The sequence below is a fragment of the Brevibacterium sp. UBA7493 genome (genome assembly GCF_002479565.1).
Lineage (GTDB): Bacteria > Actinomycetota > Actinomycetes > Actinomycetales > Brevibacteriaceae > Brevibacterium > Brevibacterium luteolum.
Genome location: NZ_DLOD01000018.1, coordinates 1 through 15,139, shown reverse-complemented (window position 1 = coordinate 15,139; position 15,139 = coordinate 1). Strand labels below are relative to the sequence as shown.

Below are 15,139 nucleotides of genomic sequence, written 5' to 3'. Positions count from 1 at the left end.
AGCCTCCGAGCGGCGCGCCACCTCAATTCTGCAGGCGACGTTCAAACTCAGCGTACGCGATTCGCATGTCTCGTTCGCGATCAAGGAGCGTGAATGGCGGGGCGAACGCGTACGTAAACCCGCCCGCAGATTCAGCAGTGAGGTCGCCTGCCGTGGTCTCACGGCCTTCTGCCTCGTTCTTCTGCCACAGCTTTCGCACCTCGTTCGGCACCAGCCGTCCATTCTGGTCGTACCAGTACTGGGTCTTTGAGTCGAGACCGCTGTCATAGCCGTAGAGAACGGGAAAGTGCGAGCGGTAGACGGTGCAGAGCTCATCAGCGGTAATCCCCAGCCCGAGGCTGACGAGAGCGTCGATCTCAACCTGAGCCTGCCGGCGGTCAAGTGCGCGACGCAGCGGTGTGTCTGCTGTCCACTCCTGTCGCACGTCACCCAGTGATGTCGCCAGCCGGCCTTCATGGTCCTGCGTCCAGCTGTCGGCGAGGAACTCGTCGGTCCAACTATCCAGCCAGAGACTCGCATACGCATTCGTCAAGCAATTCAGGCGCATTGTCCGAAGAAGAACCATTGCATTCAGAGTTGGGGAAGCTGACGACCACGATGGCAGTCTGGTGACCAACGAAGGGAAGATGTTGCTACGCGGAGAAGACCGGACTACCAGATCTGATATGAGCGACTGCATTGATGCAGCGATCGGCCCAAGATCGGCACTGCGGCCGGTCGGAAGCCCTAGGCTGAAGACGCCATCCGGATGTGCTGCTCCCGGTGGAATGATCGCCGGGATCAGCGTGCGCTCCCCTGTGTTTGCGGCCATGCGGCGCCATGCGATTCGGTAGTAGTCGCGAGCATCAACGGTTTCGTCGCCGACCTTCCACCTTGTGTACTGGTTGCGGTAGTCAGCGTCCCAGATCGGCTTGTAGCTGGTGACAGGCAGTGCATCGGCAGGCAAGTGTTCGAGATCGACGGTGGTCCAATCCTGGTTGTGCTTCATTGTCGGATTGGGCTGTTTATAGAATGGGTTCCCGACGTGGAAGTGCGGTCCCTGCAGGATTGCGTCCTCCCACCGTTCAACGCCGCCCCAGCGGAGCTGAAACCGACCACGCTTTCGGTCGATCGACTCGTCCCATCCACGACTGAACTGGGGCTCAACGTCGCCGAGGCGGGGGGCCTCTGCCAGTTTCGCCAGGACCGAGGCGGTCGATTCCGTGACGGTGTATACCATCTTAGATACCAGCGCTGGAGTTCCTACCGGTTCGACAGTTTCGGCCCAGGTCTTCAGCACCTCGGCGGTCACGCGCTGGATGCGCGCAGCGTGAGGCCGCAGGTCCCAGTTTCCGTGTTCATCTTTGACTCCGGGTTCCGGCCCATCACCGTTGTGCAGGAGTGACCGCTCGACCGTCGAAGGATGGTAGAGCGATGTTGCGTGAAGGAAGCAGACATCAACGCGTGGCTGCCCATAGGTGTGAACGCCGTAGCTGACATGATGGTCAATCTCATACAGCATCAGTTCGTTGATGAACTGCCAGTGGCGGCGGAGGCGTTTGTACGCTGCCCGCCGAAGACTCTGGGCCTTGTCATCTGTAAAGTGCGATTCCGGATGGATGAGCGTGACGACACCATTCTCGCGCACGTGGCGCCACGTCTGTTCCATAAAGCAGCGATACAAGTCCGGCTGAGTGCCGGCAATGAGCGAATACGTCGTCTCATGCCCCAGATATTCTGCCTGCGATACCACCTCGGCATCGCCATCAAGAAGGAGCTCTCGCATTCCCTCAACAGCAAGAGTAGATATGCGCTTGTCCTTCTTTGCTGCTTCAGATGGCTTATGAGCGAGCTGCCACCATGGATCACCTTCGGCAAGAAGCGCAGCGGTATCGGTCCGGGGCCGAACCCATGGTGGGTTTCCGAGCTGGAGGTCGAAACCACCTCGGTCGAAGATCGTGGGGAACTCCAGCTGCCAATGGAAGAAGGCCTGATCGCGGGCGATCCTTTCCGTCACTTTCAGCCACGGGTGTTTCTCCAGGACCCGTTCGATGGGCAGTGCGCCAGCGGAGCCGAGTTCCACAGGCTCGTGTTCATCGAGCTCGTCCCAACTGGCGTCTGTCACCAGGTCGCCTTGCCGGAACCGAACCTCCCCCTGTTGCGTTTCGATCGCCTCGGGGGCTCGCCCGAGGAGGTCCTCACATGCCGCGATCCACTCATCGATGGTGGGAGGCTGGATCCGCTTGGCAGCCTCAGCGCCGGCGGCTCTGGCAGTGTCTTCGACTGTCAGGGGCCAGAACCACAATGCGCACCAGGCATCCATGAGCCTTCGCAGCCTGCGGTAAGAACTCGCTTCGTCCGCGAGACTCTTCTCGATCTGAGCGCGTGTGACTGATGTGCCCGCACGAGTCTCTTCCTGCCCCCAGATCTCAACCGAACGCTGTGACTGCTCTTCGGCAATCTGCAGACGGCGACGAGCAGTCTCCCACAGCGTATCGACCCGCGCGCTCAGCGCTTGGAGCTTCTCGAGCTGTTTGCGTTTTGCCGCCGATACCATCCCGGTGCGTGCGGCAGTCAGTTTTCGGCGGACGCCGCGACGCCACGTTTTCAGCTCATCAACGCGATCGGCTGCGAGTGCTTTTCCTTCCTTCGACTCTGCCGTTGCGCCCCACCCGTGCGACGGCAACAGGAACTGGTAGACGTCCGTCGGCTTGCGCTGCTGCAGTCCAGCGGCATTGTCCGGCGCGCCGACGGGCTGAGGACTCACCTTGAAGTGCTGACCAGCTTTGATCTGCTCACGGCTGTAAACGCTGCGCTGAGCACCGATGAGTGAGTTTCCTCGTCGCAGGCGCAGTCCGAACCACGGGGCAGCCAGCCCGGCGACCATCGTGTCGAGCCACAACGAGATCTCAGCGAGTTCGACTGCCGTTGAGTTCAGGTCAACTCCGTACACATTGTGCAATGCGATGAAGGCTTTGGCCTTCTGGAGTTCCGAGCCGTACTCGGCAGGGTCGATGCGCTCACCGAGTTCGTCCTGGCGGCGTGAGAGGTACGCACTTGCGAGCTGGTTGACCGCTTCCAAAGCGAAGGCTCCAGAACCCAGCGCCGGCTCGCAGACAGTGAGTGAGAGAATCTCATCTGCTGTCGTCTCATCGGTCAGCAGCTCCTCCAGTGCCTGGGACACGGCGAATCGCGTCAGGACTTCGGGGGTGTAGTAGCTGGCGCTTCGCTGCCGTTCTCGCCCGGAGAGCCGGAAGACAAAGGCCCCTGCCTGGTAGCGCACCCTCTCCAGCTGACCGGTCACAGCGTTAGGTGTGCGAACAAAGTCGTCCGGATTCATCCCCTCTGCTCGGGATACGGGCACAACCCACGATCCCTTTGTCGGATCTCCGTTCTTCGCGACTTCGTACAGCGGCTCACTTGCGAAGAAGCCGGAGTAGGACATGAGGCCTTCATAGACGCGGCCCAGCTGGTTGATCCCGAGTTCGGCATAGCTGATGAAGCCGCGATCGCGTCCCTTCTTCTCCGCGGTCAGCAGGAGCTTCTGCAGGACCTGCTGCAGGGCTGCGTTACCGAGTCCGACCGGCTGCTCTTCTGTACCGTCGATGAGAGCTGTGGCAGACGCAGCGAACAGGTCTGCATTGAGGCCATGAAAGACGAGCGAGTCACTGCTTTGAGCGTCCTCAGAGTGGCGGCCGGCTCCACCGGCTTCGTTATGGCCCTGGTTGATGAGGCGGAAGAGCACCCGCAGCGACTCGTAGAGATGGGTGCCGTCGGGCTTCGTCGGAAGCTCGACGAGCGCCAGATCGCGCAGACGATCAAGGCTGTATCCGGCCTCGTACTCGGTCGTCCCGGTCGGCACAATGTCCAGTTCCGGATTCGCCTCGGCGAACAGCAGGAAGAGAATGCGGTAGAGATAGCGCAGAGCATTGCTGGCCAGTTCCTGCGCCTGATCGTCAGCGAGTGGAGGATAGCCCTTTGCCCGTCGGCGGTTAACGACCTCGTTGGCAATCAGCTCGATCGACGTGCGCACCGCTTCTCTGAGCTCCTCTGATACCGACTCGGTGTGTTTCACCGATGCGTCCAGGATCTGCGAAAACCAGATGGAGCTGTCAGCCTGTGGGGCGAGCGCGGCGGCGCTGGTGCAGGCGAAGAAACGATCGACGCTGCCGCCGCGTCCAGTGTCGTTGCGGTCGAGCAGCAGTGCTAGGTCGATGTCGATGTACCGGCCTTCGGCCCAGCGTTCGCGTTCTGTCAGCAGCAGACGGGAGCCCGCCAATACGAGCGCAAAGGCCGGGGCATCCTCGTCGTTGAAGCGGGCCGACAGCAGTCGGGACACCGATTGCTCAGCGTCTTCTTCGTCGCTTGCTGTCAACAGCAGCGTCGCGTCGTCCTTTGCCAGCAAGTCGTCGCGAGTGCTCACCGGCGCAGCGACCACGATGAGCAGTCCTGGAGCATCCGCAGCCAGCGGCGCTCGGACGAGAGTCTCAGGAGCCGATTCGAATGCCTCGGCCGACAGGCCGAAACCCAGCATCGCCAGCAGGTCAACAGCGAACTCTCGGACTGTTCGGATCTCCTCTGCGCTCCTATTGGCGAACACAGTTTCGGAGGTTTCTCCCGTTGCTGGGCACGTCTCAAGCTGGGGCAGTCCGAGCAACGCTGATTGCAGACGCGCACGGTTTCCCCGCCACCGGGTGACAGGCGTCTCAGTTCCGTCTTCTGTGTGTTCGGCCTCGAACTGAGCGCGCAGTTGGGCAGCGAAGCTCCGGAAGGATGATCCAGCCTTCTTAGAGTCTGAGGTGAAGAAGTCCTCACTCATGAAGTCCTGCACCACAGCGAGCTCTTGACTCATCAACTGTCCTCCTTCGACAGCATCGGCGCCGGCGCGTCGAGAGGCACTGCCAGCACCAATGGACGGGTGATCATCCGATCCGGCGCCATCTGCTCAATCAGTGCGGCAGCGTCATCAACGCGAGCGCGGGTTGAGCGCAGTGCGCGCGTCTGCATGAACTCACGTGCATCCTGCTGCCAGGTGTCTGTTTGAGCCCGCCATGCCGCGACACGGTGCTGTGCAGCGTCCCGAGCCCGCGGCGCAACGAAGTTCTCGATGTAGTCAGCGACAGCGCTGACGGCTTCCGGAACCAAGTGCTGAAACGCTTCCACGTCTACGCTGGTGCTGTTCGTTCTCGGGTGCCCGATTCCGAGCTCATCGATGAGCATGCGGATGTCGGTTGCGGCGCTCGTCAGGCCTTCGGAGCTGTCGGGCCAGGCAGGAAAGCCGACTGCCGTGTAGACGCTGGAGACGCTCTGGCCGCGCAGATTCGTCAGCTGCGAATGGAGAACGATCGTCGGTTCGTCGACGTCAGCCCTGACTGCATAGATAGCGTTGCGCTGCGGAACGGCGGCGAGCGACCGATCGTCGGCCCATTCCAGAACGGGGTGAAGCGGGCCGAGGTAATGCTGCTCCGGCCACAGTGAGGTCGAGTTCCGATCGTTTCGTGCGCGGTCCAGGGACTGGAGCGCCTGCCGACGGTTGGTGGCAAGCCGCATACCCTCGTCGACTCTACGCTCGCGTCTGTAGGTCTGCGGCAGAGCACGCAGGCGGTGTCGCAGGTCATCGGGTGGTGTGAGTGCGGCGAATGCGAGGTCTCCACGCTCTTCCCATCCCACTCCCCCACGTCCCAGTGGCAACTCCGGTTCCGGGTAGATCGAGTTGAGTGCATCGCGCAAGTACTCGACGGGTTCTAAGTAGAGCACCAGTCCCGTCCCGGTTGCTGCGCTTTCCTCTGCAGACACCGCGGGGTATACGCCGGCAGTTGCATCTGCAGATTCCGGTACTGCGGAGCCGTGGTCGTCGGCGTCGTCCTCGAAGAGCCAGTCGAACGGGTCATTGTTGACACTCTCGACTGGTTCGATCACCGTATCGAGATCCTGGCCCTTGGCGAGTGCCTGGCGGATCAGTTCTTCTTCTGCTTCGGCCGAGTACTTGCCCATCAACGCCGCAGCGTCACCGAGTGCGCGGTGTGCTTCGTTCTCCTTTTCGATGAGCCGCTGGAGCACACGGATATCACCGGAGAACGAGCCGCCGTCTCCACCGGTGTCCAACTGCGGATCGAGTACCAGGGTGGTGATCTGCGGCGGTTCTGTCTGGCCGTAGCGGTCGATCCGGCCATTGCGCTGCTCGATCCGGATGAGACTCCATGGGAGATCGAAGTGGATGAGGTGGTGACACTGAGCGTGCAGGTTGACACCTTCGGACGCCACGTCGCCGGTGACGAGAACGCGCAGATGCGAATTCTGGCGCTTGAAGTCGTCGACGATTGCCATCTGCTCGATATCGCTCAGACCTCCGTGCAGCACTGCCACCTGACCAGGTTTGAGCTTCATATCGATGGCGAGATCTTCTGCCACCGCGTTGAGTGTCGCAACCCGCTCAGCGAATACGACCGCACGCATGTCGCCTTGTGCAGAGACGCCGATCGTCTTGAGGTAGTCAAGCAGTGCGCCGTACTTGCCGGTCGGGGCGCGGCGAGCTCGTCGATTCTCTGCGACCGCGTTGATGGCAGCCTCAGCCAGGCCGCGCAGTCGTTGCAACGCTGTCGCCTCGACAGCGCGAGGATCATCAGTGTCGGTTGTCTCCACAGTCCCGATTGTTCGCAGTCGGTTGTCCACCGTCTCCATGAGGGCCTGCGGACTGGAGAGGAAGGCCTTCGCCAGAGTCCACGGAAACAGAGACTTCGTGTTGCCCGAGTACGGGTTGCTGGTTGGCAGTCCTGCTTCTGTCCGCGGGTACATCCACACTGAATCGAGCTCAGCGGCGATGGCGTCTTCTTCAGCAGATGTCTGCACCAGTTGGATCGTGGGGTCGAGCCGTTCAGCCCACTGGGTTCCCACTTCAGCTGCGACATCGGGCGAATAGCGATGCCGGCGCACGACAAGACGGTCGATATCCGCCTTGTCGACGTCTCCGGTCGGCTTGATTGCAGTCGGTTCCAGAAGCCGGATGAGCTCTGCAAAGGACTCGCGCTTGCCGTTGTGCGGTGTTGCTGAAGCCAGCACGAGGGCATCGGTGTTCTGCGCTAAGACGCTGGCAAGGCGGTTATTCAGCGACGCGGTGTTCGTGACATTGTGCGATTCGTCGATGACCACCGCATCCCAATGGTGCCGCCGCAGATGGGCAAGGTAGCGGTCGCTCTTCAGCGTATCGATCGAGATGATCGCACGCTTGTAATAGGTGAACGGATTGCGGGTGGCAGGAAGCGATCGGCGGATCGACGCGATTCCGTCGGAGTCGAGTCGTACAAAGGGAATCGCGAACTTCGTCCACATCTCGTGCTGCATCTGTTCCAGCACATGTTTAGGGGTGACGATGAGGATCCGCTCTCCGCGGCCGCGTTTGATCAGCTCAGCAAGAATCAGTCCGATCTCGATCGTCTTGCCCAGGCCGACAGCGTCAGCGAGCAGAATGCGGGGGCGCAGGTTCCGCGGGTCCAAGATCCGTCGTACCGGAGTCAGCTGGTAGTCCTTGGGATCGATCAGCATCCCTCCCGCGAGCGCAATGCGCTGGTCCTCTGCCGGCAGGGGAGTCTTCCGCAGTGTTGCTTCGAGCCACAGTCGAGAGTTCCGGTACTGAGGACTCTCGTCATTGACAAGTCGCGCCTCAGCCGGGTCCAGAACGGTGATCGTGTCGATCGAATCGAGGAACACTGCGTCTGTGTCGCGAACGAGTTCTGACAGGCCCTGGGCTTCGATGCGCTGAACACGCCGCATCGGAACGTCGTTCTCATCGGCGGGATGCACAGACCTGTCGAATTCTTCAAGCGTCGAAACGGCCGTCACGAGCCACTCCTCGTCACGCACTAAGATCACCGATCCGGGGGCGACCGTGGGTGCTTCGGCAGACGCCTGGCCCACAGCCCCGCTGGAGGAGGATGGGGTACGCATCTCGGCTGCAGTCTCGCTCGTCACCAGGCACCTTTCGTCGTCGAACCTCAGGACGCCCTGTGGGTTAACCACAGTTATATCAGGCTGTGCACTGCGATGGAGACGCAGCGGTTTCAGCGAGAGTGAGCTTCGCCAAGAGCTGATGGCAGAGAGCTCCAAGCAGCCACCGATTGCTGCACATTTTCGCAGACGCAAATGCCCGAGGCTGTGTGTGAACGGAGACGCCTCGGGTTCGATGGAGAGCGCGCAGCAGTGCACCTCCATCGAACCTGGTGCGATCCACCTCGCTACACCATGTGGTCTTCAGATCTGCTGCCAGTCATTGCGGCCGTTACCAAGTTCCGTCAGATGCTCCCAGCCTTGTCGATTCGGAGCACGGTCTCCAGCAGCACTGAAATGCCAGGGAGGATGTCGCTGAGCTCAGTGAATTCCTCCGGACAGTGGCTGCGGCCGTCATGCGAGGGCACGAAGATCATCCCGACGTTCGTCTGCGAAGCGATGACACCCGCATCATGCCCTGCACCGGAGAACATCGTCGCGCGGGTGAAACCGAGCTCATCAGCAGCAGTGGCGATGAGCTTGGTGATGGGCTCATACATGGGCACCGGCTCATCGGCGGTCGTCCATTCCATCTCCACGTGCACGCCGCGCTTGGAGCCTTCCGCTTCTGCAGCTTCAGTCAAGCGCTGCTGCGCCTCGTGCAGCCATGAGCCGCTGGGCCCCCGCAGCTCGCCCTCAACTGCAGCCAGCCGAGAGACGACATTGGTGGCCTCAGGCGTGAACGTGATCTGGCCGGAGGTTCCGCGGGTGTTCTCACCTGACGCGGCGATCGCTTCGACCGCCAGTACGGTTCCAGCGGCGGCACATCCAGCATCAGCTCGGACGTCCATGGGCGTCGTGCCTGCATGGTCCTGACGCCCGGTGAACAGCGCCCGGAAGTGGTGAATGCCGGTGATCGTCTCCACCACCCCGATCTGCCGGTCCATGCGTTCGAGTTCTGGGCCCTGCTCGATGTGCAGTTCGAGGAACGCTGTCACCGGCGAGAAGTCGTAGCGAGCCTGCAGGAACTCATGCGGGTCGATCCCTGAGCGCGGCAGTGAGTCCGCCACGCTCCTGCCCTGCGGGTCGGTGATGGCCAGCATTGCTGCGTCAGCATTCCCGGTCATGGCCCGAGATCCCATGCAGAAGAGCCCGAAGTCGTTTGGCTCCTCATTGAAGAACACAACGACGACGAGGTCATGGTCCAAAGTGATGTCGTTCTCACGCAGCAGCCTTACGGCTTCGATCGCCCCGAGCACCCCGGTGATCCCGTCATAACGGCCGCCAGCATCAACGGTGTCCGTATGTGAGCCGAGCATGATCTGACGACCACCCACACGCCCGGGCAGAACCCCGATGACGTTGCCGGCACCGTCGATCCGTGTCTCCAGGCCAGCTTGCCGCATGAGGGAGCGAGCGTAGTCACGGCCGGCGATGTCGAATTCGCTCATCGCGCGGCGCGTCCATCCGGGGCGGTCAGAATCGACGAACGTCGAAAGCTCGGCGAGTTCGGAAGCGAAGCGTTCTCCCACTGGGGCAATCGTGTTCATAACCGTCCCTTTCCAGATCAGCCCCAACACCGCTGTTGAGGCCTGTCACTCCAGACATACGCCACTGCCAGATTCAGCACCAGCCGGGTTTGCATAGCGGACGACGTGTGGACAGCTTCACGCCTTCTGCCTTCGTTCGGGTCTGCTTGCCAGCTTCGATCTCAGCTGAGCCCATTCAGCCCGTCCGGAAGGACGCACTGGTCACTGTCGGCGCATCGCCTCGTCGATTCCTTCTGCCTCCCACTGCCGGTGGGGGTGCGCGTCTTCTGACTCAACCATGCCGTTCTGCCATTAGCAGCACGGCCAGCAACTCTTGCAGCTGCTGCGCTTGGACTGGCGAAAACCTGATTGCGGATGAGCCGGTGCGGCCGGCGCCGAACACCGCGCCGTGGGCGTAGCGCACGATAATCAGCAGCCAGCCGGAGTCGGCGGGTAGGTAGGGGGCCCAGGCGACGGCCAACAGCGTGAAGGCTACGGTGAGGGCGGGGTAGCGGCCGAGAGTGTCAACGACCACGCTGGCGGTCAGTGCGCCGCGGACAAGCTAGGCAGTAGGCAGACATCGGGCGCTGCCTGCAAGCATTTCGCACAGCCGCCGGACTCAACACCCCGCCTGCCGCCTGCTTCCGTCGGCGGCCGGCCACCGGTCCCGTCAGCGCGGCGTGCGGTACGAGATGCTTTCACGCATTCCGCCCGTCCTGATATGGGTCTCAGCTCCGCGCACGATGTCGGTGTTCTGCGCAGCTACAGTGATCCACCCGTCCTCGCGGCGTTCGAGCACGAAGGTGAAGATGCCTTCGCGCTCATCTGCCGGCTCACCGGCTGGGGAGACCTGGCCGCGCAGCCGCCATTTGCTGTGCACAGTGGCAGCGTGGTCACCGATCATCCGCACCCGAGGTGCTCCCATCGTGATCGTCGAACCGGGGAAGATCGTCGAGAACCCGTAGGCATGCGCCTCACGGATCCGTTCGCGATCATGCCACCACAGCCCGACCACGTTGACGAACTCCGCGTCTTCGGCGAACAGCCCAGCCAGCGCCTCGGCGTCGGCACTGTTCCAGGCGGCTTCCCAGCGCTGGACGACTTCCTCAGGCTGGTGCATCATCTGTCCCTTCATTCTTCGATGCTCCGCTCATTCATCGACGCGTGAGGTCGTCTGTCCGAGGCAGACCGAACTAGAACGCATACGCGGCTTCGCGCTCGGCACGCACCTGGGAGGCCACACGAGTCTGCTCGGCGGTGTCTTCGACGAGGCGGTCGATGCGCAAGGTGACGTCTCCGCTGATGATCTCACCGCGGTAGACGTCCTTGGCTTCGACGAACACGTAGCTCTGCACGACTTGTGCCTTCATATACGTCAGGATGGGACGCAGCTGGTGTTCGGCCACCAGGTAGTGCTTCGGCGATCCGGCCGTCATGATGATGCCGACCACCTTTTCCTCGAAGGCGCTGACCGGCAGCAGATCGAAGACGTTCTTCAACGCCCCTGGGATAGAGGCCTGGAAGATCGGGCTGCCGATGATGATCGCATCCGCACTCATGAGCGCCTCAGCAACGGTGCGCGTGTCGCCTGTGTATTCGATGTAGTCGCGACCGTCGGAGAACTGCACGTCGTAATCGGCGAGGTCGATGAGCTGCGTTTCGATCTCCGGGTCAAGCCGGCCGATCGCCTCCATCGCGTAGTTCATCGCCGTGCGCGTGGTCGCGCCGACGGTCGAGCCTGAGAGTCCGACGATCTTCATGCCTGGGTGGCCTCCTGTCGTGCGGTATGCTTTTTGACTGCCGGGATGATTTCGGTGCCGATGACCTCCAGATTCCGCATGACATGGTCGAAGGGCACGCCACCGAAGTCGATCTGGCCGAGGAAGCGTTGATGTCCGTACGCTTCGTGCTGGTAGAGGATCTTCTCGATGACCTGCTGCGGGCTGCCGATGTTCATGATGCTGCGCGGGTCGGTGCTCTGTGCGAACAGCTGCTTGGCCATCCCACGCCCGTTGGTGCGGAACATCCCTTCGTTCACATGTGGGTAGAACTCCTGCAGCGCCTGCTGTGAGGTCTCAGCGACGTAGAAGAACCCGGCGGTGGCCACCGGGAGGGTGGCCGGGTCGTAGCCGTTGTGCTCGGCTGCGGCTCGGTAGGAGTCGATCGTCTGCTGGAACGCTGCGATCGGTCCGCCGAGGTGGGCCATCACCATTGGGGCGCCGGAAAGGCCGGCCTTGACGGCGCTGGCGGGTGTACCGCCGACGGCACGCCAGATCGGCATCGAACCTGCCTGCGGCCGCGGCAGCACCTCGGCGTCTCTGAGGTCGGCACGGAACTGACCTGACCAGTTGACGACCCGTTCGCGGTTGATCTGGCGCAGCAGATCGAATTTCTCCTCGAACAGCTCCTCGTAGTCCTTCAGGTCGTAGCCGAGCAGTTCGAACAGGCCCACCCGTGAGGCGCGGCCGGCGACGATCTCGGCGCGGCCTTCAGAGAGCAGGTCGATGGTGGCGAAGTTCTCGTAAACCCGGACCGGGTCCGAGGTGCTGAGGATTGTCGAGGAGCTGGAGACCTTGATCGTCTCGGTCGCCTGCGCGATCGCGCCGAGGATGACGGCGTGGGCCTGCGAGGCGAAGAACTCCTGGTGGCTCTCCCCCAGGCTGAACACATCGAAGCCGGCCTGTTCGGCGGCCTTGGCGTAGGCGACGAATTCGCGCACGCGCTCACCGGCGCTGATGCGTCGGCCCTCTGCCCACGGGTTGGGCAGGTGGTCGCCAAGGGAGTACATGCCGAACTGGAGACCTTCGTTCGGGTTGATGCCGTACTCGGCCATCGTGTCGGCAGCGTCGGCTGTGTCGTTCATCAAAGTGGTGGCGTTGGTGCTGATGTCGTCGGTCATTGCGTCTTCTCCGTGGTGCCGTGCGTGGAGCCGGGTGCTGCCGCCTCGGCTGGGTCGAATCCGACCGGGGTCTGCTTGTGCAGGCTGTTGCGGTGGACTTTGCGCATCAGCGCATAGAGCTGTCGTTGTTCATCGGCGTCGAGCACGTCGTCGAACATCGAAGCCTGCAGCGCCACCTGCCCGGGGTAGACCGAGCTCAGCAGCGTCTCGCCTGCCTCAGTGAGGGAGATGTACTTCGTCTTCCACTCCTGGGTGCGTTCGATGAGCCCGGCTTCTTCGAGTCGGCTGAGCATCCGTGAGACACCACCGACGCTGACGGTCAAACCTTTAGCGAGATCGGTCTGCGTCACCGGCTGGTAGGCGCGCACGTGGCTCAACGCCTCGAACTGCGCAATGGTCACTCCGGCCTGTGAGAGGTACTCATTGGAGATGCAGTTGCTGCGCTGAACGAATCGAGCCATCCGCAGCCAGATCATCAGTCCCAGTGGCCGATCCATCCTCGCCTCCCCATCCACACGATCAGTTGACCTGTCAAGCGATGCTTCACTTTACTCCGCAACTGATGTGGGTGCAAAATCCTCGGCACCCGGCCTTATCACACGGCACGTCATCCTGATGGAAGGACATACACGCCACGGGAGGGTGTGAGGAAGACGATTCGCCTTCTTCACACCCTCCCGCGCGTGTCTGCCAGCTCAGTCCACGTGCCGATCACATGTCAGTTGTTGGTGCCGGTATGTGTCAGCTCCGCCTCCGCGAGACCCACACGCCGAGTCCTCCGGCGGCGAGCAGCGCTGCACCTGCCGCCAGCGGCCAGAGCCCGGTGCCGGTGCGCGGCAGCTGGGATCGGTCGTCGCGATCCTGATCGCGTGACGAATCGTCGTCGTCGCGCTTGCCGTTATCGTCGCGCGGTTCGTCAGTGGGCCCACTCGTCGGGCCCTCGCTGGGATCGGCGGATGGCTCGCCTGTCGGAGTTGCGGTCGGGTCCGCGGTGGGCTCAGGATCCGGCGACGGCGCGTCGGTCGGCTCTGGTGCTTCTTCCTCCTCTACGGGATCGACGAAGACCGCCTGCCACGGACCGTACTCGCCGGAGCCGTTCCGCGCCCGCGCGAAGACGAACCTGGCCTGTTCCGAGCCTTCCTTAGCAATGGTGGCCTCGAAGTCGACGGTCTCCCCCGCCTCGGCAACGGCAGCCTCGCCTGGGCCGGTGGACTCCCCGGCATCAAGGGCGGTGCGGTCGACCGCGGCCTGGATCTCGACATCGTCGATCTGTGTGACTGCCGGCCGGCGCTCAGCCGACCCTGCGTCCTGGCCATAGGCGTCATCGGTTGCTGTGCCGGTGACGATGATGGACCCGTCGTCCTGACGCTCAGCTGTCAGTTCGGACACGACACCGCCAAGCGAGGCGGTGTAGGGCTCGTAGGCGGCCTCAGCTGCGAAGCGCAGACCAGGCTGAACCTTCTGCCAGTAGTCATCGGCGCGCTGGAAACCGGGGAAGAAACCGCCTTCGCGAGCGGTGCCGATCTCGTAGACGTAGCCGGGTACGCCGAGTTTGCCGTAGGCGTAGTCGAAGTCGCCGCCCGAGGCGTTGTACAGCACGTCGCCAGGTGCACCGGTGGCATAGTCGTTGCCGAACGACTGCCGGAAGGCACCGGCGATCAATGCGCCGGCGTTGGGGAGGTTTGCGGTGTTGTCGAAACCGTACGGATAGAGGATGAGGTCCGAATACGAGTGCAGGTGAATATAGGTGCCGGCCCGCTCGTCCGGCGCAGCGGTCGTCGTCTCAACGTCGTAGGTGCCGTAGAGATCTTCGAGCAGGTTCTTAAGAGCTGCCACTTCAGGTTCGGACGCCGGTGCGGTTCCCTTGTAGAGGACGCTGCTCGGATCGCTGCTCGTTGACGCGCCGCCCCAGCCTTAGGGCCAGTTCCGGTTGAGGTCGATGCCGGGCTGGCTGCGTGACCAGGGCGCACCGGTCTCTTCGAACCCTGCGGTGTTCTGATTCTTGCGCTGCCACGCCTTTGAAGTGGAGTTCGGATTGCCGTCACCGGCCGGTGTCGTGTCGACGCCATCGGCAAAGGCCTGCTCCACGACGTCGATGCTGTCGGGATTGTGCTGGAAGCTCACCCACACCTCGGTCGAGTCGAGCAGCGAGGTGATCTGCGCGTCGGTGCCGTAACCGTCGATGAGCTCGGTGGCGAAGCGCCAGGCCATCTCGCTGGTGATGATCTCACGCGAGTGCGTCTGCGCTCCGAGGAAGAACCGCGGCTTGCCGTCCTGCCCGTCGGCGTACTCGGGCTGGTCGGCGACGTCGGCGGTGATGCGCACGGCGACCAGGTCGTGGCCGCCCTGGCCCTGCTGCTTGAGGAAGGTGTCTCCGTAGTCGACGTGCTGGACGAGCTCTGGGTACTGGGATGCGAGGTCCTTGGCGAACTGAGCATAGGCACCGGTGGTGCGATAGCCGTTGAAGAACGTGTCGTAGTCAGCGGCGTTGAGCTTGGCCGGCACCGGGGCGGGTGCGGCCGGCTGTGCGCTGGCAGGGCGGGCGCCGAGGGAGTCGGCGTAGCTTTCGGCGGTGACCGAGGCTCCGGTCTTCTCCAGTTCGTCGGCGAGGTCCTGATCGCCGAGGACGATGACATTGTCGCCTTCTGCGCTGACGATGTCGAGATCGCCGAGCGTCTCAGAGGCCTCCTCGACGTCGTCGGCCGGAACTGTCAGCAGCAGCACGTCACCGGCGGGGGCGGCGGAGGCG

8 protein-coding genes and 1 pseudogene are annotated in these 15,139 nt (G+C 62.7%); all 9 read right to left on the bottom strand.

Features of this window, described 5'->3' with window-relative positions; translation table 11 throughout:
• Nucleotides 1–22: 22 nt before the first annotated feature.
• The 9 genes and pseudogenes from B4E96_RS11495 to B4E96_RS11455 all read right to left on the bottom strand — a co-directional run bounded on the left by B4E96_RS11495 (nucleotide 23) and on the right by B4E96_RS11455 (nucleotide 14,895).
• Nucleotides 23–4,831: an Eco57I restriction-modification methylase domain-containing protein gene (locus tag B4E96_RS11495; RefSeq protein WP_286957659.1), complete on the bottom strand. Its 4,809-nt coding sequence runs from the start codon at nucleotides 4,829–4,831 to the stop codon at nucleotides 23–25.
• The gene (locus tag B4E96_RS11490) at nucleotides 4,831–7,947 is read right to left on the bottom strand and encodes a DEAD/DEAH box helicase (protein ID WP_286957657.1); all 3,117 of its coding nucleotides are present in this window, start codon (nucleotides 7,945–7,947) and stop codon (nucleotides 4,831–4,833) included. The genes B4E96_RS11495 and B4E96_RS11490 overlap by 1 nt, the downstream gene beginning before the upstream one ends.
• Before the next feature lie 320 nt (nucleotides 7,948–8,267).
• Nucleotides 8,268–9,512, bottom strand: a complete 1,245-nt coding sequence (locus B4E96_RS11485; RefSeq protein WP_286957656.1) for a M20 family metallo-hydrolase — start codon at nucleotides 9,510–9,512, stop codon at nucleotides 8,268–8,270.
• Between the two features lie 271 nt (nucleotides 9,513–9,783).
• A complete protein-coding gene (locus B4E96_RS11480; RefSeq protein ID WP_286957655.1) occupies nucleotides 9,784–10,026 on the bottom strand; it encodes a hypothetical protein in 243 nt (80 codons plus the stop codon).
• A 135-nt stretch (nucleotides 10,027–10,161) separates the two neighbouring features.
• Nucleotides 10,162–10,626, bottom strand: a complete 465-nt coding sequence (locus B4E96_RS11475; RefSeq protein ID WP_286957654.1) for an SgcJ/EcaC family oxidoreductase — start codon at nucleotides 10,624–10,626, stop codon at nucleotides 10,162–10,164.
• 58 nt (nucleotides 10,627–10,684) lie between these two features.
• Nucleotides 10,685–11,251, bottom strand: coding sequence for an NADPH-dependent FMN reductase (locus B4E96_RS11470; protein WP_286957652.1), 567 nt, complete (start codon nucleotides 11,249–11,251; stop codon nucleotides 10,685–10,687).
• Nucleotides 11,248–12,390: an LLM class flavin-dependent oxidoreductase gene (locus tag B4E96_RS11465; protein WP_286957651.1), complete on the bottom strand. Its 1,143-nt coding sequence runs from the start codon at nucleotides 12,388–12,390 to the stop codon at nucleotides 11,248–11,250. Before B4E96_RS11465 ends, B4E96_RS11470 begins: the two co-directional genes overlap by 4 nt.
• Nucleotides 12,387–12,851: a MarR family winged helix-turn-helix transcriptional regulator gene (locus B4E96_RS11460; protein WP_286957650.1), complete on the bottom strand. Its 465-nt coding sequence runs from the start codon at nucleotides 12,849–12,851 to the stop codon at nucleotides 12,387–12,389. Before B4E96_RS11460 ends, B4E96_RS11465 begins: the two co-directional genes overlap by 4 nt.
• Nucleotides 12,852–13,131: 280 nt before the next feature.
• Nucleotides 13,132–14,895 (bottom strand): annotated as a pseudogene (locus B4E96_RS11455) (M14 family zinc carboxypeptidase).
• Nucleotides 14,896–15,139 lie beyond the last annotated feature (244 nt).

Bases quoted from the DNA above. Each gene is read 5' to 3' on its own strand.
- B4E96_RS11495 (WP_286957659.1), bottom strand. From the start codon at position 4,831: ATGAGTCAAGAGCTCGCTGTGGTGCAGGACTTCATGAGTGAGGACTTC.
- B4E96_RS11485 (WP_286957656.1), bottom strand. From the start codon at position 9,512: ATGAACACGATTGCCCCAGTGGGAGAACGCTTCGCTTCCGAACTCGCC.
- B4E96_RS11475 (WP_286957654.1), bottom strand. From the start codon at position 10,626: ATGAAGGGACAGATGATGCACCAGCCTGAGGAAGTCGTCCAGCGCTGG.
- B4E96_RS11470 (WP_286957652.1), bottom strand. From the start codon at position 11,251: ATGAAGATCGTCGGACTCTCAGGCTCGACCGTCGGCGCGACCACGCGC.
- B4E96_RS11465 (WP_286957651.1), bottom strand. From the start codon at position 12,390: ATGACCGACGACATCAGCACCAACGCCACCACTTTGATGAACGACACA.
- B4E96_RS11460 (WP_286957650.1), bottom strand. From the start codon at position 12,851: ATGGCTCGATTCGTTCAGCGCAGCAACTGCATCTCCAATGAGTACCTC.